At 60.0% G+C, this 22999-nt stretch carries 24 protein-coding genes; 10 read left to right on the top strand and 14 right to left on the bottom strand.

Annotated features, from left to right (window positions below; all coding sequences use genetic code 11):
- Nucleotides 1-90 precede the first annotated feature (90 nt).
- Both FFI16_RS15450 and FFI16_RS15445 read left to right on the top strand, forming a co-directional pair.
- Nucleotides 91-876: a helix-turn-helix transcriptional regulator gene (locus tag FFI16_RS15450; protein WP_138815571.1), complete on the top strand. Its 786-nt coding sequence runs from the start codon at nt 91-93 to the stop codon at nt 874-876.
- Between the two features lie 181 nt (nt 877-1057).
- Nucleotides 1058-2422 (top strand): glycosyltransferase family 39 protein, encoded by a 1365-nt coding sequence (locus FFI16_RS15445; RefSeq protein WP_138815572.1) that lies wholly within the window; start codon nt 1058-1060, stop codon nt 2420-2422.
- Between the two features lie 41 nt (nt 2423-2463).
- Here FFI16_RS15445 and FFI16_RS15440 read toward each other — a convergent pair whose 3' ends face one another.
- Entirely contained in the window at nt 2464-3753 is a 1290-nt protein-coding gene (locus tag FFI16_RS15440; protein ID WP_138815573.1) for an MFS transporter, read from the bottom strand.
- A 63-nt stretch (nt 3754-3816) separates the two neighbouring features.
- Nucleotides 3817-5205, bottom strand: coding sequence for a M20 family metallopeptidase (locus tag FFI16_RS15435; protein ID WP_138815574.1), 1389 nt, complete (start codon nt 5203-5205; stop codon nt 3817-3819).
- A gap of 119 nt (nt 5206-5324) precedes the next feature.
- Here FFI16_RS15435 and FFI16_RS15430 point away from each other — a divergent pair, with 119 nt between their 5' ends.
- Complete coding sequence (locus FFI16_RS15430) at nt 5325-6209, top strand: LysR family transcriptional regulator (RefSeq protein ID WP_138815575.1); 885 nt, start codon at nt 5325-5327, stop codon at nt 6207-6209.
- Between the two features lie 3 nt (nt 6210-6212).
- Here the strand turns inward: FFI16_RS15430 and FFI16_RS15425 are convergent, their stop codons facing one another.
- Nucleotides 6213-6638 (bottom strand): helix-turn-helix domain-containing protein, encoded by a 426-nt coding sequence (locus FFI16_RS15425; protein WP_138815576.1) that lies wholly within the window; start codon nt 6636-6638, stop codon nt 6213-6215.
- Between the two features lie 81 nt (nt 6639-6719).
- Here FFI16_RS15425 and FFI16_RS15420 point away from each other — a divergent pair, with 81 nt between their 5' ends.
- Entirely contained in the window at nt 6720-7211 is a 492-nt protein-coding gene (locus FFI16_RS15420; protein ID WP_138815577.1) for a DUF2938 domain-containing protein, read from the top strand.
- On the opposite strand, the gene FFI16_RS15415 is transcribed toward FFI16_RS15420, so the two are convergent.
- Complete coding sequence (locus FFI16_RS15415; protein ID WP_138815578.1) at nt 7175-7726, bottom strand: GNAT family N-acetyltransferase; 552 nt, start codon at nt 7724-7726, stop codon at nt 7175-7177. The two genes, FFI16_RS15420 and FFI16_RS15415, sit on opposite strands and share 37 nt — an antisense overlap.
- Nucleotides 7727-7883: 157 nt before the next feature.
- Here FFI16_RS15415 and FFI16_RS15410 point away from each other — a divergent pair, with 157 nt between their 5' ends.
- From FFI16_RS15410 to FFI16_RS15400, 3 genes are all read left to right on the top strand, one after another.
- On the top strand, nt 7884-8738 hold the full coding sequence (locus tag FFI16_RS15410) for an AraC family transcriptional regulator (protein WP_138815579.1): 855 nt from the start codon (nt 7884-7886) through the stop codon (nt 8736-8738).
- Between the two features lie 26 nt (nt 8739-8764).
- Nucleotides 8765-9859 carry an FAD-binding oxidoreductase gene (locus FFI16_RS15405; protein WP_256666261.1) on the top strand — a complete coding sequence of 365 codons (1095 nt, stop codon included), beginning with the start codon at nt 8765-8767 and terminating at the stop codon, nt 9857-9859.
- Nucleotides 9860-10098: 239 nt separating this feature from the next.
- Nucleotides 10099-10398, top strand: a complete 300-nt coding sequence (locus tag FFI16_RS15400) for a putative quinol monooxygenase (RefSeq protein ID WP_058421281.1) — start codon at nt 10099-10101, stop codon at nt 10396-10398.
- An 8-nt stretch (nt 10399-10406) separates the two neighbouring features.
- Here FFI16_RS15400 and FFI16_RS15395 read toward each other — a convergent pair whose 3' ends face one another.
- A complete protein-coding gene (locus tag FFI16_RS15395; protein ID WP_138815580.1) occupies nt 10407-11303 on the bottom strand; it encodes a LysR family transcriptional regulator in 897 nt (298 codons plus the stop codon).
- Nucleotides 11304-11696: 393 nt separating this feature from the next.
- On the opposite strand from FFI16_RS15395, the gene FFI16_RS15390 reads away from it, so the two are divergent.
- Both FFI16_RS15390 and FFI16_RS15385 read left to right on the top strand, forming a co-directional pair.
- The gene (locus tag FFI16_RS15390) at nt 11697-12638 is read left to right on the top strand and encodes an AEC family transporter (RefSeq protein ID WP_138815581.1); all 942 of its coding nucleotides are present in this window, start codon (nt 11697-11699) and stop codon (nt 12636-12638) included.
- Between the two features lie 145 nt (nt 12639-12783).
- The gene (locus FFI16_RS15385) at nt 12784-13638 is read left to right on the top strand and encodes a DNA/RNA non-specific endonuclease (RefSeq protein ID WP_138815582.1); all 855 of its coding nucleotides are present in this window, start codon (nt 12784-12786) and stop codon (nt 13636-13638) included.
- Between the two features lie 51 nt (nt 13639-13689).
- Here FFI16_RS15385 and FFI16_RS15380 read toward each other — a convergent pair whose 3' ends face one another.
- From FFI16_RS15380 to FFI16_RS15360, 4 genes are all read right to left on the bottom strand, one after another.
- A complete protein-coding gene (locus FFI16_RS15380; protein WP_138815583.1) occupies nt 13690-14010 on the bottom strand; it encodes an isochorismate lyase in 321 nt (106 codons plus the stop codon).
- 98 nt (nt 14011-14108) lie between these two features.
- On the bottom strand, nt 14109-14414 hold the full coding sequence (locus tag FFI16_RS15375; RefSeq protein ID WP_138815584.1) for a hypothetical protein: 306 nt from the start codon (nt 14412-14414) through the stop codon (nt 14109-14111).
- A gap of 220 nt (nt 14415-14634) precedes the next feature.
- Nucleotides 14635-15696: an ATP-binding protein gene (locus FFI16_RS15365; RefSeq protein ID WP_138815585.1), complete on the bottom strand. Its 1062-nt coding sequence runs from the start codon at nt 15694-15696 to the stop codon at nt 14635-14637.
- A complete protein-coding gene (locus tag FFI16_RS15360) occupies nt 15693-16442 on the bottom strand; it encodes a response regulator (protein ID WP_138815586.1) in 750 nt (249 codons plus the stop codon). Before FFI16_RS15360 ends, FFI16_RS15365 begins: the two co-directional genes overlap by 4 nt.
- 390 nt (nt 16443-16832) lie before the next feature.
- Between FFI16_RS15360 and FFI16_RS15355 the strand changes: the two genes are divergently transcribed.
- Nucleotides 16833-17609: an ABC transporter substrate-binding protein gene (locus tag FFI16_RS15355; protein ID WP_138815587.1), complete on the top strand. Its 777-nt coding sequence runs from the start codon at nt 16833-16835 to the stop codon at nt 17607-17609.
- A gap of 154 nt (nt 17610-17763) precedes the next feature.
- Here the strand turns inward: FFI16_RS15355 and FFI16_RS15350 are convergent, their stop codons facing one another.
- The 5 genes from FFI16_RS15350 to FFI16_RS15330 all read right to left on the bottom strand — a co-directional run bounded on the left by FFI16_RS15350 (nt 17764) and on the right by FFI16_RS15330 (nt 22998).
- On the bottom strand, nt 17764-18390 hold the full coding sequence (locus tag FFI16_RS15350; RefSeq protein ID WP_138815588.1) for a transcriptional regulator: 627 nt from the start codon (nt 18388-18390) through the stop codon (nt 17764-17766).
- Entirely contained in the window at nt 18390-19523 is a 1134-nt protein-coding gene (locus tag FFI16_RS15345) for an FAD-binding oxidoreductase (RefSeq protein ID WP_138815589.1), read from the bottom strand. The genes FFI16_RS15350 and FFI16_RS15345 overlap by 1 nt, the downstream gene beginning before the upstream one ends.
- 21 nt (nt 19524-19544) lie before the next feature.
- Nucleotides 19545-20492, bottom strand: a complete 948-nt coding sequence (locus FFI16_RS15340; protein ID WP_138815590.1) for an ornithine cyclodeaminase family protein — start codon at nt 20490-20492, stop codon at nt 19545-19547.
- Nucleotides 20493-20732: 240 nt separating this feature from the next.
- Nucleotides 20733-21035, bottom strand: coding sequence for a DUF6124 family protein (locus FFI16_RS15335; RefSeq protein WP_138450647.1), 303 nt, complete (start codon nt 21033-21035; stop codon nt 20733-20735).
- A 625-nt stretch (nt 21036-21660) separates the two neighbouring features.
- On the bottom strand, nt 21661-22998 hold the full coding sequence (locus tag FFI16_RS15330; RefSeq protein ID WP_138815591.1) for a cytochrome c: 1338 nt from the start codon (nt 22996-22998) through the stop codon (nt 21661-21663).
- Between the last annotated feature and the right edge of the window lies 1 nt (nt 22999).

Raw genomic sequence — 22999 nt, 5'->3', positions numbered from 1 at the left:
TATTCCTGGGAGAAGAGGCTGCGACTATAGACGCGCCAATCTGGCCTGAGTACGCTATCAAAGACAATTAATAGTCTGTTAAGGCCATTTATGCCCACTCCGTTAATTCCCACTTCGGTATTAACTGCTGTCGACGACCCGCTGGTGGTCGCCGTGGTCCGAGTGGACGCTGAATGGCGTATCACCGAGCGCCATTGCCATGGGCGTGGGCAGTTGCTGGGCACAAGCCAGGGCTTGTTGTCGGTGGACGCCGGCGCCAGCCAGTGGGTGGTGCCGGCCACCCATGCGGTGTGGATCCCGCCGAATGTCTCCCATGGCGCGTGCTCCCATGGCCCCTTCGCAGGCTGGAGTGTGTATGTGTCGCCGCAGGGCTGTGTCGAGTTGCCGGATACGCCTTGCATCCTCGCCACCTCGGGCCTTTTGCGTGAGGCAGTGATGCGCGCTGCCGCCTGGCAAAGCGCTGAGCTGGATGCTGCGCAGCGGCGCTTGGCTGGAGTGATTGTGGATGAGATCCGCACACTGCCCCGTGTAATCTTGGGCTTGCCGATGCCTCAGGATGCGCGCCTGCGCAAGATCGCCCAGGCGCTGTCCGCTTGCCCTGACGACGAGCGCAACTTGCAGGAGTGGGCGGCCTGGGCGGGCATCGCCCCGCGCACACTGACGCGGCGGTTTGTGCTGGAAACCGGGTTCAGCTTTACCGCGTGGCGTCAGCGCGTGCGTTTGTTGCGCGCGCTGGAGAGGCTCGCCACGGGCGCGCCCGTCACGCGTGTCGCGTTGGAGTTGGGTTATGACAACGTCAGTGCCTTCATCGCGCTGTTTCGCCGCACGTTTGGGGTGACGCCTGGGCGCTACTTCACGGCGCAGCCGAGTTTATAAGTAAAAATCAATACCTGCGTTAATTAATCAGTGCTTTTATTAACAGTTATTCAGCTGTTGTTCAGAACTTACTAAGGTGAGTAAACAGGCGCTATTACCTTTACAACTCTTTACCTTTGCGGTCTGGATGCTCGAAAAAACAACATGCTAGCCTGCGCGTTTTCAACAGGCACCAGGTCGCATGAAAAGGCTAAAGGAACTGGCTGTAAACAAACCCTGTTCAGCTATATTTATAGTGGCGTTTATTGTATTGGCTGCCCTGCAATACAAACCGGCTGTGCTCAACTACACCACACGTTTTGTCGACTTTGCCGAGTATATGCTCGCCCATGGCGTGACGCTGTTTCCGATTGCCGATGACCTGCAGCCGTACCCCGATTACACGGTGCTCAATACACTGCTTGTGTACCTGGTTTCCTTGCCGTTTGGGCGTGTATCCATTCTGTCGATGGGGCTGCCTTTTTGCGTGGCGGCCGCCTTGATGCTGGTGTTTATTTACAAGCTGGGTGCCTTGCATGAAAAAAAATGGGGCGCCTTTGCGGTGGTATTTGCGCTGTTTACCTGGTCATTCCTGGATGGCGTGAACTCCTTGGCACTGGACATCTACCCGGCGCTGTTTACCGTGATGTGTTTTTACCTGGCCTATGCGGGCCAGTTCCACCCGCATCGCTTTCACTTGCTGCCGGTACTTCTGGGCCTGGCGCTGGGCTTTGCCTTTCGTGGCCCTATTGGCCTGATCGGCCCGGCGGGCGTGGTCGCCGCTTATTATCTGTTAAGCCGACAGTGGCGCCTGTTGCTGGTGTTCTGCCTGCTCGCGGGCCTGGTGCTGGCCGCCGGCATTGCCGTGCTGAGCGGCGCGGCGTACCTGCAAGGTGGGCAGGCTTTTGTGCAGGAGGTGCTGGTCATGCAGGGCTTGGGGCGCTTTGGCACTGATCACGCACCGCGGTACTACTTCTACTTCTCCGCAGGCTTGCTCACCTATGGCGTCACGGCCTTTATTGCATTAAACGTGATCTTCAAGAAGGGCAAACACTTTTTTGCGCGCGCGCCGGCGCCGGCCACTCAGATGCTGCTGTACCTGACGGGTTGGTTATTGGTGGTGATCGTACTGTTCACGATTCCAAGTTCCAAGAAGGCGCGTTACATCCTTTCGATTACGCCGGCTATTTCATTATTGGCCGCCTATATCTTCGTGGATCGCAGCCAGCGCTTTGCAAGTACCCGCGACAAGTTGCTGAGGTTCTGCCTGAACTTACCTGTGGTCGGCCTGGGCATGTTGTTACTTGCCTTTATCTATGGCCTGTATGCGGCGACGCCGCTGCGGCCTAACTATCTTGGCGCGTGCGCGGGGTTGACCGGCCTTATTGCCATTCGCCCTTGGGTAACGTCGCGGTTCCAGGCACATCCACAGCGAGAGTTCATGCTGTTGTGTTTTGGTGCTGCGGCCTTTTTGGTGCTGGATATGTTTTTCTTCAATTCGATTACTTACCACCTGGAGTTGGCCGATGAACCGACACCCAAGTTTCTGCCCTATTGGTTATGGTAAGGCGTGGTTTTGGTAAAGCGTATTTTTAGTAGGGCATGTGGCTATCGCAGTTTTAACCTTCGTTTGGCGACCCACAAGGCACTGATGCTCAGGGCAGCAGCCAGGATCAGATAAAAACTGGGGGCCAGTTGCGAACCCGTCAGCGCGATCAGCCCCGTGGCGCTTACCGGCGCAAACCCGCCGAAAATCGTCACCGACAGGTTGTAGCTCAGCGACATGCCCGTGACGCGAGTCTGCACCGGGAACACATCGGCCATGAGTGAGGCCAGCGGTGCGAAATACACGGCCTTGATCAATGCCATCATCGACACAACCAGCAACAGCGACGTGGCACTGGGGACTGTATTGAGCCACATGAACGCCGGAACGATCATCAACATATAGAGGATCGAGGCCCACAGCATGATCTTGATGCGGCTGACAAAGCCGGTAATGAAGCCGACAACCGGTGTGACCAGGGTCAGGATCAAGCCCCCGGTCAGGGTCGCCAAAAAGCCCGATGACTGCGGGATATTCAAGGTGGTGGCGGCATAGGACGGCATGTATTTGATCATGAAGTTGGAGGCCGTCGACACGATCAACACGCCCATGGCCACCAGCAACAAGGTCTTTTGCGAATACAAAACGTTCCTTAATGGCTGCGAGCCCGGCTCGCTTTCCTTGAAGTCGGGGGACTCATCCACCGTGCGGCGGATATAAAGCCCCACCGGACCCAGGATCAAGCCAAAGAAAAACGGCACGCGCCAACCCCAATCGAACATCTGTTGGTCGTTCAGGCAGGAGGTCAGGAAGTAACCGAACAACGAGGCAATCACCACACCGAAACCCTGGCTGGCAAACTGCAGGCTGGCGACGAAGTTGCGGGTCTTTTGCGGCGCGTGTTCCATCATGAACGCGGTTGAACTGCCAAACTCGCCGCCGGCGGAGAAGCCTTGCAGCAGGCGGGCGAACAAAATGCCGATGGGCGCGATGATGCCGATGCTTGCATAGCTCGGCATTACCGCGATCATGGCCGTGCCGATCAGCATCAGCAATATGGACAGGCTCAAGGCTTTCTTGCGCCCTTGGCGGTCGGCATACGAGCCCAGCACCGCCGCGCCCAGCGGGCGAATCAGGAACGAGATGCCGAAAGTCGCGAAGGCCAGGAACAGTGAAACGGCCGGGTCTGCGGCGGGGAAGAATACCTTGCTGATGGTCAACGCAAAGTAGGCGTAGACCGACAGGTCAAACCATTCAAGGGTGTTGCCGATCAAGGCGGCGCCGACCGGTTTCCAGATGGATTTGGCCGGGTCGGTTGCCGGGGTCACAAGGGTAGATGATAACGCTGTCATGTTCGACGCTCCTGGTTTTGTAAGTGTGTGAGCGGCAGAGGCAAAGGGTCGAGCCCGTTGTTTTTATTCGGCGCGCGAGTGCGCGATGTCGCCCAGTTCCCAGAACAGGGCCGTCATGATCTGCAGGCCTTCGAGTGCCACCGAACCCAGCAGGTGTTCATCGGGCGCATGCTGCGAACAGCCGGGGTAGGAGTGCGGAACCCACACGGTGGGCAGCCCCAGCACATCGGCGAAAATGTCGTTTGGCAGCGTACCGGCAAGGTTGGGCAATACCGCGACCTGCCTGGGCGTGGTGTCGCTGATGACTTTTTTCGCGAAGCGCACCCAGGCATTGTCCGGGTCCAGGCGCGTGCTGGGTGTGCACCGATCGATCACGATGTTCACGCTGTGAAACCCCTGCGCATCCAGGTGCTCGCGCAACAGGTGCTCCAGGTTCTGCCAGTCGGTGCCGACCACAAAACGCAGTTGGCAATGCGCGATGGCTGACGGTGGAATGGCATTCACCGGCTTGGCAGGGTTGCCGGCGGTAAACGCCAGAATCTCCAGGGTGTTCCAGGCAAACAGGCGTTCGCCCAGGGTCAGGCCTGGCTCACCCCAATCCACATCCAGTGGGCGGCCGAGCGCGTGTTGATCGATGCCCAGCTCATGGATGGCGTCACGCACCGAGTCGGGGATCGATGCCGGTACCAGCCCTCGGCAGCGAATGCGCCCATGCTGATCCACTAGGCTGGCCAGTGCGTTGGCCAGCACCACGGCGGGGTTGGACATCACGCCGCCCCAGTTGCCAGAGTGCAGGCCTTTGTCGCGGGCCTGCACCTGCAAGGAGAACAGTGCCGAACCGCGAGAACCGAGAAATAGCGTCGGGCGGCTGTCGTTCAGGCGTGGACCGTCCGAGGCGATAAACACATCGGCGTGCAGCAGCGCCTGGTGAGCCGTGCAGACCTCACGCAAGCCGGGCGAACCGCATTCTTCACCGGTTTCAAACAGCACCTTGACGTTAAACCCCAGGCGCCCCAGGCGCGCGTTGATCACCGCTTCCAGCGCCGCCAGGTTGATGCTGTGCTGGCCCTTGTTGTCGGCGGTACCGCGCCCATACCAGCGATCACCTTCTACCGTCAGCACCCAAGGGTCGAGGCCTTCACGCCATTGCTCGGCGTAACCCAGGACCACATCGCCGTGCCCATAGGTGAGCACGGTCGGCAGGTCGGCGCTTTCGTGGCGCTCAGCGAACAGCAATGGGCCTGCGCCTGTCGGGTTGTGCAGCGATTGGCAGGCAAAGCCCATGCGCTCCAGCGCCGGTTGCATCTCCTCGTCCAGATAACGCGCCAATTCGGGCGCCTGGCCGGGTGCCTGGCTTTCACTGCGAATCGCCACACGGCGGCGCAGATCGGTTTCGAAATGGCCGGCAGAGAAGTGCTGGCGAACACTGGCAAGTGCCTGTTGCTTGGACATGTCCGTTCCACTAAGGCTGAAAGATTCAGGCCAATATAGAAGTCACCTACCAGACTGTATATTGCTGTTTTTTGAAGACTGGCTTCTAATTAATAGATGCTTTTTAAAGGAAGACGCCCGTGGATTACCGTTACTTTCTGGCCGTATTCGATTCCGGCTCCCTGGCCGCCGCCGGTGAGCGTTTGCACATCGCGCCCAGCGCGGTCAGCCGCCAGATCGCGTTGCTGGAAGAGAGCGTCGGCGTGGCGCTGTTCGAGCGCCGGCCACGGGGCATGGAACCGACGGCGGCGGGTAACGCGTTGGCCCACCATGCCCGACGTGCGTCGTTGGAAGAGCAAGCGTTGCTGTCGGAGCTGCGCGGCGGCGAATACCCCGGTGCGCGGGTGATTCGCCTGGTGTCCACGGAGGGCCTTTCGCGTTATTTCCTGCCCCATGTGCTGATCCAGCACTACCAGCAATCCCCAGACTTCCAGTACGTGCTGGAGGTGATGTCACCACTTGAATGCGCGGAAAAAATCAAACGTGGCGATGCCGATGTAGGGCTGACGTTCAGCACCGCGCCCACTGATGGCGTCGAGATCCTCTATTCAAGCCGCTCGGCCATTCGCGCGCTGATGCGTGCCGACCATCCGCTGTCGACGCTCAAGACATTGCCAATGCGTGCGCTGCTGCCGTACCCCTTGGCGCTGACCCCCAAAGGCACGACCCTGCGGCAGCTGTTCGACCTGGTGTGCGAAATGGAAGGGCTGCACTTCAACCATGTGATGACCTGCAACTACTCCGGTGCGATTCATGAGTTTGTGCGCCATTCCGACACCATCTCGTTTGGTGGTGCCATCAGCCAGCAAGTGAATGAGCGCAGTGACCTGGTTTCGGTGCCGCTGTCGAACCCGCGATTTGCCGACCGCACTGTCCAGGTGCTGACCATGCCTAAACGCGCGCTGCCCACTGCGCTGCAAGGCTTTATCCAGACCTTGATCGGCTGCCTGCAGAGGCTCAACTGAACACTAACGTGCCAGGCTCGCGCCCGCGTGCCTGGCACGCTTGAAGGCGCCTGCGGCGGCAATCTCGAGTAACCGACGAAAGTTCGGGCATTGCGCGTGGTCGGGAGCAGGGCAGGCCGCAGCGTGGCGCAATCCGCGACTCATGGCCTGCAGTTGTTTGACCGTTTCGTCGATCTCATCCGCCTTGGCCAACAGCACCGCTCTGTCCACCGTGGCCTGGCCATTGGGGCAGAGCATGGCCTGTATCTCATCGAGTGACAGACCGCCCGCCTGCCCAAGGGCGATCAGCGCCAATTGCTCAATCACCGCCGCGCCAAACTGGCGGCGAGCGCCAGGCGGGCTGATGGAGCTGATCAGCCCTTTCTTCGCATAAAAACGCAAGGTATGCGCCGGTACGCCCGTGCGTTTGACCACCTCAGTGATATCCATTACCAGACCCTTGACTTGAAGTTGACTTCAACTTCTATGATGCCTGCGCAGGTCAAATGGGTCCATGAATAAGAGGTCGGTATGGCATCGCTGCACGTGGCTGCACAGGTGATTTTATTGGGGGTCGGGGCTACGGTCGTGATGGATATGTGGATGCTGTTGATGAAGGCGCTCAAGGTGCCCACGCTGAATTTCGCCTTCGTGGGGCGCTGGGTCGGGCATGCGTGCCACGGGCAGTTTGCCCATCGCAGCATTGCCCAAGCGGCGCCCGTGCAGGGCGAGGTTGCCCTGGGCTGGATCGCGCACTACGTCACCGGGATGGTGTTTGCGCTGCTGCTGGTGGGAATAGAAGGAGTCGCCTGGATGCAGGCGCCCACATTCATGCCGGCATTGGTGCTGGGTATCGCCACCGTGGCTGTTCCGCTGTTTTTGATTCAACCCGCCATGGGCGCGGGGTTTGCCTCCTCCAAGACACCCACGCCGGGCAAGAACTGCCTGCGCAGTGTGATCAGTCACGCGGTGTTCGGCGTGGGGCTCTATCTGGCTGGGGTAGGTGTCAGCCACTGCTGGTAAGTGATGCGGCTGATGTGTGCGGTCCGATAGTCGTCGAAGAAGGCGTTGTATTGGTTTGCCTCGGTGTGATGAAAGCGAAAACCACACTTCGATTGAACGCTGTATGACTGGGTGTTATCGGCAAAGTAGCCACACCAGAGTGCTTCAAGGTGCAAGGTCTCAAAGGCGTGTCGCATCACTTCGCGCACGGCTTCGGGGATCAGGCCTTTGCCCCAGTACGGCACACCGATCCAGTAGGCGATTTCGCCTTCACGCTCACTGATTTCAAAGTTGCTGTGGCTGCCGATCAGGATGCCCACGCAGCCTACCGCGCGGCGGTTCTCTATGAGTTCGACGGCGTAGACCTCTGGGTGGTTGAAGACGGTGCGGATGATCTCTGCACTGTTCTGCACACTGGTGTGCGGCGGCCACCCGGCGATGGGGCCGACGCGGGTGTCCTTGGCATATTCGTAAAGGTCGGCGGCGTCTGTGTCTTGCCAGGGGCGCAGCAAGGTTCGTTGTGTGTTCAGTGGCATGGCCTGTATCCGTCAGCGATGGCTTCGTTTGGCACAGCGTAGTCACAGACGCCTGATCGGTACACGCCAGTACCTTGGCGGTTTCGGTACTTATCGAAACTACTGTGTCCACGGGTGATAGGATTTACGCTCTTGCAGGTTGCAGCACGGAGGCCCAATGCATCACATTCCGAAACTTTCCGCCCCCGATGATCCGTTACGGATGGGGGAGACCACACTGGCCGAAGGGCTGGGGCTGCCGCTCGCTTTCGGTCATGCCTACCTGACCTTGCTGGTATGCCTGTCAGGCAGTGCGCGACTTACGCTTAATTTCAAAGAGCATGCGGTGCGGCGTGGCGACGTGGTGGTACTGGCTGAGGACACGATTGCCTGGTTCAAACGCCACTCACGTCGATTCAACGTATTTTTTTGCCTGATACCCAAACGCTTTGCAGCGGAGGTTGCCTACCCATTGCCAACCCCCTTGTTTGTGTTTTTGCATGACCATCCTCACTGCGTGCCTGCCCAGCATGACAGGCCGCTGATAGAGGGCTGGGTCGCACAGATGCGCGACATCGCGCGCAGCTGTCCGACTTACACGCACATCATGCTGCGCAACCAGCTACAGACCTTTTTTCTGAAAATGGCCGAGCAGCTTCCCGCTCAGCCAACGAGCGGCCAGGCGTTCAGCCGCAAGGAAATGCTCAGCTGGCGCTTCTGGGAGTTGATCGGCAAACATTGCACGCGTCATCGAGAGGTGAAGTTCTACGCCGGTGCGCTGAGTATCACGCCGTTCTACCTGTCGCAGCTGACCAAGGCGTTTTTCAATGACAGCCCCAAGGGCTTGATCGATCGGCAGGTGACGCTGGAGATCAAGGCGCTTCTTTCATACAGTAATCTGGCGATTGGTCGAGTGGCGGACGCGCTCAACTTCGCCGATGCTTCGTACTTGTGCCGCTACTTCAAGCGTCAAACCGGGGTTTCACTTTCCAGCTATCGCAGGCATCAGCATGCAGCAAACGGGCAGGGCTGATCTGCGGCCCCGGGAAGCAATACTAAGTGCCAGGCAAGGGAGTTGTTTTAATGAACCCATACGATCTGATTATTGTGGGCGCCGGCATTCATGGTGCGGCCTTGGCCTATTACTGCGCCCGGGCCGGGCAGCGTGTGATGCTCATTGAAGGCTCCCGGCCTGCCAGCGGTGCCAGCGGCCACGCCTTCGGTTGGATCAATGCCAGTGCATTGATCGAACCCGTGCAGCCTTTGGCGCAAAGCGTAGTGGATGATTATCACCACCTTCAAGCCGCTTTGCCGTCGTTACCGATGCGTTGGTGTACAGAGTTGACCTATGGCGTTTGCCTGGAAAATCCCAAAGCATCAGCAGTGGGCCCGAACCTTTCTCCCCTTCAACCCCGCACTGTTCTGCAGGATGAAATCCGAGCACTTGAGCCCCATCTTGCTCATCCGCCTCTTCACGCCCGCTGTATGCAGGCCGCAGGGGTTATCTCGCCGGTCGAAGCCATTGAATGCCTGGTTCTGGCCGCTGAAAGCTGTGGCGCACGGGTAGTCTGCGATTGCACAGTGCGCCAGTTGCTCGTTGAAAATGGCCAGGTCGTGGGCGTCAATACGCAGGCAGGCAACTGGTATGGCAATAAAACGGTACTGGCTGCGGGCTTGGGAGTGCTTGATCTTTTAGCCGGCCAAAACCTGCATCTGCCCATTCGACCATCCCCGGCGATTCTGCTGAAGTTTGAAGTGGCGAAGGCACTGCTCAATGGCATTGTTTCGAACGCCGAAATGGAAGCTCGTCAAGGCGACACGCGTACCTTGATTGCGGCTGAAGACTACATCGACGATACGCCGGAAAATGGCCCCGCTGCCATTGGGCTCAGAGCCCTTGAGGCCATTCGTGGGCAGTTGCACGGCGCGCAATCCATCGCGCTGAAGTCCGTAGCGGTAGGGTGGCGGCCGCTGTCTGGCGACGGCCTGCCTATCGTAGGGTCAGCGGGTGACGCCGGCGGGCTTTATATCCTGAGCGCTCATCCAGGCTTGACCCTGGCGCCCACCTTGGCGCGGCTCTTGAGCGAAGAGCTGATCACCGGCGTGGCTTCGCCGTTGCTGAGCAACTTCCGGCCGCTGCGTTTTCGGGTGTAAGCGTCAGAACCCTGTGCCGTCGCCTGCTGTTCAAGTCACTTTCAATATTCCATTGAAAGTCTATGTGCCCCGTGCGGATGGCTGACGCAACCGGGGTTTTATTACGCTGGGGCTCTCCTTAACCACCTGCGGCGTTTATCAACATGGTATTTAAAACCCTCATCACTTCGACGGGTGTGACGCTGCTTGCGCTGTTGATTGCAGGTTGTGCGAGCCATTCCCCTGACGGAGCGACCCCTATGCCAAAACCCTTGGTTTCCATCGCCGTGCTCAAAGCCAAACCCGGCAAACAGCAGGCCCTCAAACACGGCTTGTTGGCCCTGGTCGCGCCAACGCGCACCGAGCCCGGTAACCTCGACTATGTGTTGTTTGAGCTGCGCGATGCCCCTGGCACTTTCTACATGCGTGAAGCGTTCAAGGACCAGGCGGCCCTCGATGCGCATTTTGCCACGCCGTACTTCAAGCAATTTGCAGCCACGGCCGATGACTTGCTCAGTGAGCCGTTGCAACTGATTTTCCTTGAGCAAGTGTCCAACTGAGTCCCTCTTTATTGAGGGCCCTTGGCGGCAAACACTTGTTTGGCGTGGGCAAAACACTTCTCGGCGATGGCCGAGCGCGGTTCGGTCTTGCGCATCACCAACCCCAGTGGCGCGAGCACGCTGGCGTCCGGCAGGTTGATGAAGGCGAGGTTCTCGATCGGGTTTTCCATGCCGCTGTCCAGCGGCATGATCGCGCAGCAAAACCCTTCGTGGATCGCCTGAAACAGCTGATAGGTCGAATCACTTTCGAGAATGGGCTGCGGGTCGAGGCCACGGCTGCGGAAGCTCAGGTCAATGGATTTTCGATAGTGCATGCCATTGCTGATCATTCCCAGGGGCAATTGCGCGGCGTCTTCCCAACTCATTTCGGTGCCTTCGAACTGGAAGTGGCGCGTGTCGTACAACAGGCCGACGCGGGTTTCGCCCAGTTCGAAAACCTCCAGGTAATTGGGGTTTACGTGGTCCAGGTAACACACGCCCAAATCCAGTTGGTTGGTGCCCAGGCCTTCGATGATCTTGTCCGAGCTCATCGACGACAGGCTGAACTTGAGCTCTGGAAACGTCTGGGACAGACCCTGGATGTAACTGATCGAGTTGAACCCGCTGAGCGGCACCAACCCCAAGCGCAGGCTGCCCACCAACTGGCCGCGACACGCCGCCGCTTCGGCAAACAAACCGTCATGCGCCGCGAGCAGGGTTCTGGCCCAGGCCAGCACGCGTTCACCGGCCTGAGTGAAGCCTTCGAAACGCTGGCCACGGGTGACCAGCTCCAGGCCCAGTTCATCCTCCAGATTGCGCAGGCGCATCGACAGGGTCGGCTGGGTGATATGGCAGCGTGCAGCCGCCTGGCCGAAGTGCCGGGTCTGCTCCAGCGCGATCAGGAATTTGAGTTGCTTGATGTCCATTTAAAGCCCCAGCCTGGGAATAAGTGAGCGGTCATGATAAGTGCCCGTGCCTGCACCCGCAGCAGACCCGCTCATTGTAAGGCCTGCGCGTCCAATCACCTGCATTGACATGATTCTGATGTAACGCGAGCTAAATGTGGGAGCGGGCTTGCTCGCGAATGCGGTGGGTCAGTGACAGATGAATTGACTGACCCACCGCCTTCGCGAGCAAGTCGAATCGTCGCACCGCCGCTCCCACACTTGACCGCGCATGGATTCAAACCCTGCACATGAAATAAATGTCATGCCTTATTTAATTGGTGAACACCCGCCCGTCACGTAGCTTGCGCCGCACGTTCGCCTGGCCAGGATCCTCCCTCGAGATCAGCCACAATAACCACGAGGAACGAGCGCGTGCTAGACAGGATTACCGGGCCGCTGTTGCCCGTTGCCGTGGTGATTGCCCTGGGGTTTATCGCTGGCAAACGCGGCAAGTTGGACCACGCCGACAGCCTGCTGATCAGCCGTCTGGTGCTGGGCTGGATCATGCCGTCGCTGCTGTTTGTGGGCATGGCCAGTACGCCGCGTGCGCAACTGCTGGACTTCAACTTTATCCTGGCCACGGTCATCGGCATCGTCGGCATGTTCGGGCTGGCGCTGGGCATTGGCTGGTGGCGCCTGCGCGACCTCAAGGCCGCCACGCTCAAGGGCCTGGTCAACGGCTTTCCGGACGCGGCGTTCATGGGCATTCCGATCCTCGCGACCCTGTATGGCGCCGGCAGCCTGTATGCGGTGCTGGTGCTGAACCTGGTCGCAACCTTGATCATGATCCCGCTGGCGATCATGTTGCTGACCCTCGCGGACGGCAAAGGCAGCGGTGGCCAGGCGTTCGTCTCAAGCCTGTGGGCGGCGGTACGGCGCCCGTTGGTGTGGGCGCCGGCCTTGGGCATGCTGCTCTCGCTGCTGGAGGTCAAGTTGCCGGCGGTTGCCGCCGACTCCTTCAACCTGCTGGGCAAGGCGACGCCCGGTGTGTCGCTGTTCTGCCTGGGGCTGATCATGTCGGCAGACCGGCTGAAAATGTCCACTGAAGTGTGGACCAACCTGGGGCTCAAACTGTTTATTCAGCCGGCGCTGATGTTTGCCGCGATGATCCTGTTGGGCCGCCACGGCGTATACGCCCAGCAAATGATCCTGCTCAGTGCACTGCCTTCGGCGACGATCCCGGCGATGTTCGCCAACCAGGCGGGTGTGTATCAGCGTGAAGCCACGACCTCCATTTTGCTCAGCACGCTGCTTTCGATCGTGACCTTTTCTGCGGCGATTTACTTGGTCGACGGCGGGCTTGCGGCGGCGTGACGGGGTTTTTTGCGTCCCCTGAAACCTGTACACAATTTGAAATGTTTAAGTGGTTTAATGTTTATGTCGGCTTGCGATGGATCGCAGCCGCCGACAGACGTTTTGTCATTGATTCGCCAATCTGCTACATCCAAGGAGCTACACCATGCAAGGAAGTATAAAGTCCAAACACTTAGCGTTTCTGTTGATCCCGCTGATTGCCGCCTGTACCACACCGGACAGAACCCGCGAATCGGCCATCACACCGCAAGCCCAGCCCCAACAGGCCTGGCAGTTCGACAACTGCTCGGTCGGCTGCCCCAGCGGCGGCAGCCCACTGACACTGAACCGTCAGGCGTACACGCTGAACAACAACGGTTCTACCAAGTTTGCCAACTGGGTATCGTACAAAATCACCAAGACCACCCCCGCCAGCGGCCGCGCGCGCGACTGGCAGACCGACCCGGACATCCCGGCCGGCGAAACCCTTGACCCGGTGGATTACAACGGCGCCAATGTCGCGCTCAAAGTCGACCGCGGCCATCAGGCCAACCTGGCCTCGATGGCGGGCGTGGCGGATTGGCAAAGCCTCAATTACCTGTCGAACATCACGCCACAGAAGTCCGACCTCAACCAGGGGCCGTGGGCGCACCTGGAAGACCAGGAGCGCAACCTGAGCAAGCAGGCGGGAATCGACGCGGTGTATGTCGCCACCGGGCCGCTGTACGAGCATTTTGTCGGCACGCTGCCGGGCACGAACAAGGTGCACACCATTCCCAGTGGCTACTGGAAAATCATCTTCGTCGGCAGCTCGCCTGAAGGCGGAATGTATGCTTCGTTCGTGATGAACCAGGAAACGCCCAAGGGCGCCAATTTCTGCGATTACCAGGTGCCCGTGAGTCAAATCGAGGAGCGCTCGGGGCTGACATTCTGGAGTGGTTTGCCGCAAGCGGTGCAGGCTGCGTTGAAGGCCAGGCAAGGGCAGTTGCCGGGGCGCATGGGTTGCAAGCAAGCGTTGTAATCAGCTAAGCGTCATTCCCGTGGAGAGGGAGCAAACTCCCTCTCCACAGGTTTAGCCTTTGCTGTCCGGGTGCTTCTCGCGCCAGTGCAGAATCTGCTGTTGAATGTTCCAGTGGATGATCTGCTCGAACAGTTTCTCGGCAAACGCCACATCAAACCCCGCCGCCGCCGCCCATTCGCGACGGTCCTGCAGCATCGCCACCACCCGCTCGGGTGCCGGGATCGCTTGCTCATTGGCCTTGAATTGAATGGCTGCCTTCACATAGCCCAGGCGTAGTTCCAGGGCCTGAAGAATCTGCTGATCAAAAAAATCGATGCCGGCCCTGATGTCGTTCAGGCTTTCACAGGCGTCAGGTGCTTTAAGTGGCGACATGGTGCTTGTCCCTAAGAGTGATGGCGGTTGCGCGGTTTCAGCGATAGATGCAACGCTTTTACGCTTGAGCGCGATGATTGTGCAAGGGCTCGCCAGCATCAACACAGGTAGCGGTTGCGCGCCTCCCTGAGCAAGTCGCGCACCTGGTCAACGCGCAATAACAGCGTCATTTGCCGCTCATCGACGATGATTTCCGCCACGATCAATGCGCAAATCATCGGCGCGGTTACCAGCCAGTGCTCGTAACATTGGGTGGTCAGCGATACGAACACGCCCACAATCCACAACGCCAGCACCCACTTGGGGGCACGACGTTGCAGGGGCACCCAGAAGCGCTGCAACCTTTTCAAACGGGCCGTGTACAGCCTTAAGGAAGCTTCGAGTCGGGATATGTCATTGCTCATGTTTACCCTCGCTCAACGGTACGGGCGCAGCCTGGGAGTGTGGTTCCCAGCCAAGACAGGTTGACCCGTTCAACTTCTACCCAATGCTCGCCGACAGGTTTTGTGCGGCAGCTTTTAAACGCAATGCACACCTGCCTTGCGTCCAATAAAGCAAAGTGCCGGTACCGAGGCGGGCGCTTGAACAGCCAAAAAAACATACGCATCGCCGTGCCTCGCTCAATCAAACGTGCCAACTGAGTTCAAACAGCGTGCCGCCGTTTTCCATGCGGCGGCAGGTCACGGCGCCGCCATGGGCGAGGGCGATGGCGCGCACCACGGCCAGGCCCAGGCCACTGCCGCCCTGGGCGCGTGAGCGGGAGTTTTCACCGCGTTGGAAGGCATCAAACAGGCGCGCGGCAAAACCTTCGTCGATGCCGGGGCCGTCATCGCGCACGCGCAGGTAGTTGAAGCCGTCGCGGGTGCTCAGGTGCACGATGACATTGCCCGGTGTCGCGTGCCGCCGAATGTTATCCAGCAGGGCCAGCAGCGCCTGGCGGATGCGCGCCGGGTCGCAGCGCAGGGTGCGGCGTTGCAGGTCCAGTTGCAGCACAAAACCTGCGGCCACCAGGCTCGGTTCAAACAAGCGCACATCGTCTTCAATGCCTGTCGCCAGGTCGGCTTCTTGCAGGTTGAGTTCCAGGTAGCCACTGTCGGCCAGGCCCACCACGCGCATATCCTCGATCAAGCGCGTCAAGCCTTCGACCTGGCCCAGCAGGCTGTAGAACTGCGCGGTGTCGGGTTCGAATACACCCTCGGCCAACCCTTGCAGGCGCCCGCGCAGAATAGTCAGGGGCGTGCGCAGTTCATGCGCAATCGCTGCATTCCAGAACGCTTGCTCCTGCGCCATGCGCTGCAAGCGTTTGGCCATGCTGTTGAAGTCATTGACCAGGATCGCCGCTTCGCCGATCGACTGGTCACCGGCAACCGCCTGTACGTTCAGGTCGCCGTCGGCCAGTTTGCGCAGGTTTTCGGCTACGGAATTGAGCGGCATCAGAATGCGCCGCGACAGTTTCAGCGCCACAATCGAGCCCACCGCCAGGCTCACGCACGTGGTCAGGCCCATCCAAACCCATTCAGCCTTGGCCGGCAGCCAGGCATCCACTTCGGCGTCGGTGAGCGGCCAGTAGGTCCATAGCAATGCATAAAAAATATACGAGCCGATCACCGCCAGGGCGATCACGCACAGCACCACGGCGCACATCGACAGGATGATCTGGCGGCTCAAGCCTTTGAGCCCTTTCACACCACGCACCCGAACCGGTAGCCGACGCCACGGATACTGGTGGGCACACCCTGCACGCCGAGGTCTTCGAGCTTGCGCCGCAGTTTGCTGATATGGCTGTCGACCGTGCGCTCCAGGCTGTCGCTTTCCGGTGAACACTGGGCCAGCAACTCGGCGCGGCTGAACACCCGTTTCGGTGCCTTGGCCAGTTGCGCCAGCAAGCGGAATTCGGTGACGGTCAAGGCCAGCGGCACTCGGCGGCCGGCCAGCGTCACCGTGGCTTCGTAGCTTTCAAGGTCGATTTCAAACGCGTCCACCCGCAGCACCGTGGGGCAGGCGTGGCCGCGATAAACGATGGAGCGGCGCAGTACCGCCTGGGTACGCGCCACCACTTCGGCCGGGTTGAACGGCTTGACGATATAGTCGTCGGCGCCGATGCGCAGGCCCATCAGCTTGTCCATGTCCTGGTCCTGCGCGGTCAGCATGATCACCGGCGTATGCCCGCGCTGGCGCACTTGCGCAAGGACCTGCCAGCCATCCACATGGGGCATCAGCACATCCAGCAACATCAACTCCGGCTTGAGCGCCAGGTGCATGTCCAGCGCCTGTTGGCCGTCACGCGCGTGGGCGGTGCGAAAGCCGCTGCGTTTGAGGTAAGCCTCCAGAATGTCGGCGATTTGCGGCTCATCTTCGGCAATCAGCACGAGGGCCTGGGGGTCTCTGACGCACTCCGGGCGGGGCATCAATGCAACGGGGAAATCAGTCATGGTCTGCTCGGTGAATACGCGGCGAGCCTGTGCATCCCTGCGCTCGTGCTTATCTGCCTTATCGTGGCTGCCGGTCCATGGCCACGTTTGCCAGTAGTGATCATAGCTTCTGGGTGAGGGTGCTGGCCTCCAGGGCAGGAATCATCGTGTTCTCCTGATAGAGCTACGCAACGGTGAACGCAAGTGTGCGCAACCAACGTGCACATTCATGGGAGGTTTTGTGGAGAAACGATGGAGACGGGCATTAATTTGTGCCCCAGCGTGTAGAAAGGCGGCATGGATTGACGATCAATACCTAAAAGTCCAATATGGAATTATAAGTACAAAAAAGCTCTATGCCTCTCTTTCTTCACGCTTGCCAAACCAACAACAACTTGCGAGAGAACGACCATGAAGAAACCCGCGCTGATCGCCGCACTGGCCCTGGGCCTGTTTGCCTCAAGCCATGTGCTGGCCGCCGAGAAAACCTTGCGTATCGGCATTGAGGCGGCCTATCCACCGTTCGCTTCCAAAACCCAGGATGGCAAGATCGTCGGCTTCGACTATGACATCGGTAACGCCTTGTGCGCGCAGATGAAGGTCAAGTGCGTGTGGGTGGAAGGTGAGTTCGACGGCCTGATTCCTTCACTGAAAGTGAAGAAAATCGACATGGCACTGTCGTCCATGACCATCAACGAAGACCGCAAGAAATCGGTGGATTTCACCCACAAGTATTACTTCACTTCCTCGCGCCTGGTGATGAAGGACGGCGCGGTGGTGGATGACCAGTACGCCAGCCTCAAGGGCAAGACCATTGGCGTGCAGCGCGCCACCACCACCGACCGCTATGCCACCGAGGTGTTCGAGCCCAAGGGCATCAACGTCAAGCGCTACAGCAATAACGAAGAGATCTACATGGATCTGGCCTCGGGGCGCCTGGATGCGATTTTTGCCGACACCATCCCGTTGAGTGACTTCCTGTCGATGCCGCGCGGCAAGGGCTACGCGTTTGTCGGGCCGGAACTCAAAGACCCTAAATACGTGGGCGAGGGCGCCGGGATCGCGGTGCGCAAGGGCAATACCGAGTTGGTCAGTGAGCTGAACACGGCCATCGACGGGATTCGTGCGAATGGCGAGTATCAGAAGATTTCACAGCAGTACTTCAAGTCCGATATCTACGGCGATTGAGGGTGAAACAGCAACAGTAGAGCCATACTCGGTCACATGTGGGAGCTGGCTTGCCTGCGATGGCATCAACTCGGTATACCTGATGTACCGAGGTGTCTGCATCGCAGGCAAGCCAGCTCCCACAGTTGATCAGCGTTGTTCCAGGACCAGTCGCTCAGCCCTTCAATTCCTTGAGGTGCTTGTACACCGTCGCCCGCCCCATCCCCAGCACATTCGCCACATAGTTCGACGCGCTCTTGCCCTTGAACGCGCCCTCGGCATGCAACGCCAGCACCAGTTCACGCTTATGGTCGCGGGTCAGCAGGTTCAGGCTCAACTGACGCTCACGCATCCAGGCATGCAAAAAGGTGTTGATGCGCTCCTGCCAGTCATCACGAAAGAGTGAATCGGGCTGCGGGATCAGCTTGCTCGGTGACAGAAACAGGTCCAGCGCCGCCTTGGCGTTTTCGAACAGCGAGATATTCAGGTTGATGCACAACACCGCCAGGCGACGACCTTTGTGGTCGTGCAGCACCGTGCTCAGGCTGCGAATCTTCTGACCGTCCCAGTTGAGCTTTTCGTACGGGCCGATATTCACTTCGCGGATGTCATCGCTGAGCATGTCCTCCAGGGACGATTCGTCACCAATGGCGCGTTTGGACAAGTTGTTGGCGATGTAATCGACCTTTTGCGTGCGCAAGTCATGCAGCACCACTTCGGCGTGGGGAAAGAACAGCGTGGCGATCGCATCGGCGATCGCCCGGAAGTTCTGCACAACGTTTTCTTGTTCGGCAATGCTCATCAATGCGGCTCCAGGCGGACGGGCGAGAGCATACCAGCGTCCAGGCCAAACCGCGTCAGTAGCTCCGGCAACGGCGCGCCGCGTACCAGGGCCGCGCTGGCCTGGCCCATGGCCGGTGAGGTCTGAATGCCATAACCGCCTTGCGCCGCGACCCAGAACAGCCCCGGCACCTGCGGGTCGAAGCCCGCGAGCAAATCACCATCAGGCACAAAACTGCGCAGCCCGGCCCAGGTGCGGGTCGGGCGGCGGATGGTCAAGGTGGTGGCTTCTTCGATCTGGTAGATGCCCATGGCAATGTCCAGCTCTTCGGGCTGCACATCCTGGGGTTCGACCGGGTCGGCGTTGGCCGGCGAGCCGAGGAACATGCCTGCATCGGGTTTCATGTAGAAGGCTTCGTCGAGCGCCACCAGCATCGGCCACGCATGCGTGTCGACGCCTTCTGGCCCGGCGAAGATAAACGCCGAACGCCGCTTGGGTTGCAGGCCGATGGCCGCCGCACCGGCGAGCGCGCCGATATGATCGGCCCAGGCGCCAGCGGCGTTGATGATGATCGGCGCGGTGTAGGTCGCGTCCTGGGTGCGCACCTGCCACAGGCCGTCGGCGTCACGGCTCAGGCCCAGCACATGGCTGTCGGTACGCACTTCGCCGTGATGGCGGCGGATGCCACGCAAATAGCCTTGGTGCAGGGCATCGGTGTCGATGTCACTGGCGGTCGGGTCGAAGATGGCGCCGTGGACTTTTTCGCGACGCAAGATCGGCAGCCGTGCGCACGCCTCATCGACACTCAGCCGTTCCACCTGCGCCACCGTGGCCTTGGCGCTCTGGTATTGGCGCTCCAGTTCCGCCGGGTCGCCACTGAAATCCACGGTGATCTCCCCGCGTGGCGTCAGCAACGGGTGCTCACAGAAGCCTGTCGGCGGGTTATCAAAAAATGCACGGCTGGCCAGGGTCAACGCGCGCACCTGTGGCGTGCCATAGGCCGCAGTGTAGAGCGCCGCCGAGCGCCCGGTGGAGTGATAGGCCGGGTGGTTTTCGCGCTCCAGCACCAACACTTTGCCATGCTGCGACAACCAGAACCCCGTGGATGCACCGGCAATGCCGCCGCCGATGATGATGAAGTCTGCATGGCTCATAAACATCTCCTTAATTAATGGTTAGCGCCGGGTTTGGTACAGGGCGTTGGCCAGTGCGACGTCTTCCAGGCCCAACCCGATCGAGCGGAAAAACACGTGGCGGTCATAGTCCGGGCGCTGCGCCATGTCACTGAGCAACTCCGGCAAGTCGCCGATCACGGCGCGCTTGTCCCAAGCGTGTTGCTCGGCGGCGATCAGCATCTCACCGGCCGCGCCCGGCGTGGTCTGGCGATAGTCGCAGAACACGTGCATACCTTGCAGGCTGGCCGGCAGCACTTCATGGGCGCGTGGCGCATTGGTGCTGATGGAGGTGATCAGCGCTGGCTTGCGCAAACGCGCCGGGTCGAGCACCGGGCCGGCCGATGAGGTACACAGCAGGATCACATCGGCATCTTCCACGGCGCTGTCACAGCTGTCGGCCAGGGTCAGGCGTGGGTCCAGGCTTTTGAGGTGGGTGAGGGTGTCGGCGTTGGCATGGTCCAGGCTCGGTGAAAACAGGCGGATGTGCTGCCAGTCGCGCAGGTTGCGCACGTAGTGCAGGTGCGCCTGGGCCACCTTGCCACTGCCGATAATCGCCAGGCGTCGCGCGGCAGCAGGCGCCAGCACGTCCACCGCCAATGCGGTGGTGGCAGCGGTGCGCGCGGTGGTCAGCTCGGCCGCATCACACAGCAACAGCGGCTGGCCGGTGTGCATCGACATCAACAACGTCCAGGCCGTCACCAGCGGGCCTTGCTCGCGCACGATGTAGGGCGACGTCTTGACCCCATACACACCCTCGTCGGCCAGCACGCCCAGGTAGTTGATAAAGTCGCCGGCCCCGTGCGGGAACTCCACCAGCTGCTGCGCCGGCTGCACCGCCAGCCCGGCCGCCAGGTCGCGGAACAGCTTGTGCAGGATGTGGGGCACATCGACCTGGGCAAGCAATTCACGGGCCTGAGCCTGGTTCATGACAAGGGGCGTGCTGGACATGGCAATCTCCGTGGATAAACTAATTTGTCCATTATGGACATTTAGTTCCATAGAGCAATATCCAGGCACAGATTTAGGATGCACCGGCCAGCGTAGATATCCTACTGACAGAACCGATCAATTGTGGGAGCGGGCTTGCTCGCGAATGCGGTGGTTCAGTCCAGCATCTATGTGTCTGACCCACCGCATTCGCGAGCAAGTCGAATCGTCGCACCGCCGCTCCCACCGTTTTTATTGCGTTCAGGCAGGCGGGGCTGTGGGTTTCAGGCACTCAATGGAGCGGTCTACGGTGGTCTTGGCCATCTCCAGCAAATGCCACACCGCCAGAATTTTCGCCCGCTGGGGACTGGCCAGCAGGTCACCGCAGTTGAGTGCAGTAGCTGAAGCACTGTCGAGCAAGCTGGCGGTGTAGAGCAGGGCGTCTTCGAAGCTCAGGTCTTCGATTTTAACACCGTTGGAGGGCAGGTAATGGTCAATGGCGCGGTTGAAGGCGGCGCGGTCTTTGGCGGCGTTGCGGGGTGGGTCGGGGACGACTTTTTTCATTGTTTAGCTACCTTTTGGATTCAAGGAGCCGAACCGTTCGCGACTAAACGTAGGGTGGCGGCTGTACGCAGGTTAGTCGACCGGACCAAAAGGTAAAAACCGGCGCACCCGAGGGCGCCCTGCGCACAGCCACCATAAAACCTCATGGAGGGCCATGCACCTTTTGGAATACCGAGCGACTAAACCCGATCACTGATAAGCAGTGACGGATCGCAGACTAGCCATCGATTCCAACAGGCACAAGGCGGCAAGGATTGTCTAGGAAACGTCCTGCAATTTAAAGAGACGCGCCCTGCTGGCCCTTTAAAAACCATGAGCAAATGCCACTAGCCTCGCCGCAGATCGTTCCCACGCGGGAGCGTGGGAACGATCTATCTGACAGAGCCGATTAACTGTGGGAGCGGGCTTGCTCGCGAATACGGTGGGTCAGTCAGCATCTATGTGTCTGGCCTACCGCATTCGCGAGCAAGCCCGCTCCCACAGTTTTGCCTGTGTTCAGGCAGGCGGGGTTGCGGATTTAAGGCACTCGTTCAGATCGTTCCCGCCCACAACATTCGAGTTCCGCGCAGATGTGACGCAGAGCGTCACGGGCTGCATTCCCACGCGGGAGCGTGGGAACGATCTGTCAGCGCATATGCAAAATAATCGGGCTGCTACTGGCCGGGTCCGTATGCCCGCGCAGCTTGTTCACCGCCGCCGCCTCCACCACGCCGCCGTTGTTGCCCCATGTACCGCGCACGTAGCTCAACACCTGGGCGATTTCCTGGTCGGACAATTGCTCGCGGAACGCTGGCATGCGGTACGCGTCCGGCACACCGGCGGTCACGATGCGTTGCGAGCCATTGAGGGTGATGTTGATCGCCGAGGCGCTTTCCTTGGCCAGGGCTGAGGTGGCACCGGCCAACGGTGGCATCCATTCCGGCTGGCCTTTGCCGTCCAGGCCATGGCAGGAGGCGCAGCGGGTGGCATAGGTGTGGGCACCCGGAGCGCTCGTGTCGAGCGCTGCCGTCTGGTATTGCCACGGCGAACCGTCACGCTGCGGGTCGCCCGGCAGCGACTTGAGGTAACGCGCAATGGCGGCCAGGTCGTCGTCCTGCATGAACTGCGTGGAGTTGTTAAACGCCTCGGTCATCGAGCCATACACCACCGCGTGTTTATTACGCCCGGTCTTGAGGAACTGCACAATCTCCGGCTCGCTCCAGCGGCCCAGGCCGGTGTTGTGGTCCTGGCGCAGGCTCGGTGCATACCAGCCGTCGAGCAGGGCGCCGGCGAGGAACGGCGCGCCGGACTCGTCCAATGCCTTCTCGTTAAAGGCCAGCCCACGCGGCGTGTGGCAACTGCCGCAATGGCCGGGGCCTTGGACGATATAGGCGCCTCGGTTCCACAACGCGTCCTGCGCGGGTTTGGCGGCGTAGGTTTTAGTCGGCGCGAACACGCCGTTCCATAGCGCGATAGGCCAGCGCATATTCAGTGGCCACGGAATGCTGCTGGGGATGTTCGGCTCGCTGGCCGGTTGCACGCCCTGCATGAAAAACGCATACAGCGCACGCATGTCGTCGTCGCTGAGTTTTACGTAGGACGGGTAGGGCATGGCCGGGTAGAGCCGCCGCCCACCCGGCGCCACGCCGTGGCGCACGGCGCGGTCGAAGTCAGCCAGGCTGTAAGTGCCGATGCCGACGGTTTTGTCTGGCGTGATGTTGGTGGCATGAATGGCGCCCAGCGGCGTGGCCATCTCCAGGCCGCCGGCAAACGGCGCTTTGCCCGGCAGGCTGTGGCAGGCCACGCAATCACTGACGCGGGCGACGTACTCGCCACGGCTGACCAGTGTCGGGTCGGCGGTGGCGTTGGCTTGTTCAAACGGCGAAGCAGGTTGACGGGTGACGTACCAGGCCAGCAGGCCGGCGGCGACCGCACCGGCCAGCACCAGCCAGCCAGCGGTTCTAGCTAATCGTTGGTTGTTCATA

It is taken from the genome of Pseudomonas sp. KBS0710, from assembly GCF_005938045.2.
Taxonomy (GTDB): domain Bacteria; phylum Pseudomonadota; class Gammaproteobacteria; order Pseudomonadales; family Pseudomonadaceae; genus Aquipseudomonas.
This window is presented reverse-complemented; position numbering and strand designations above follow the sequence as displayed.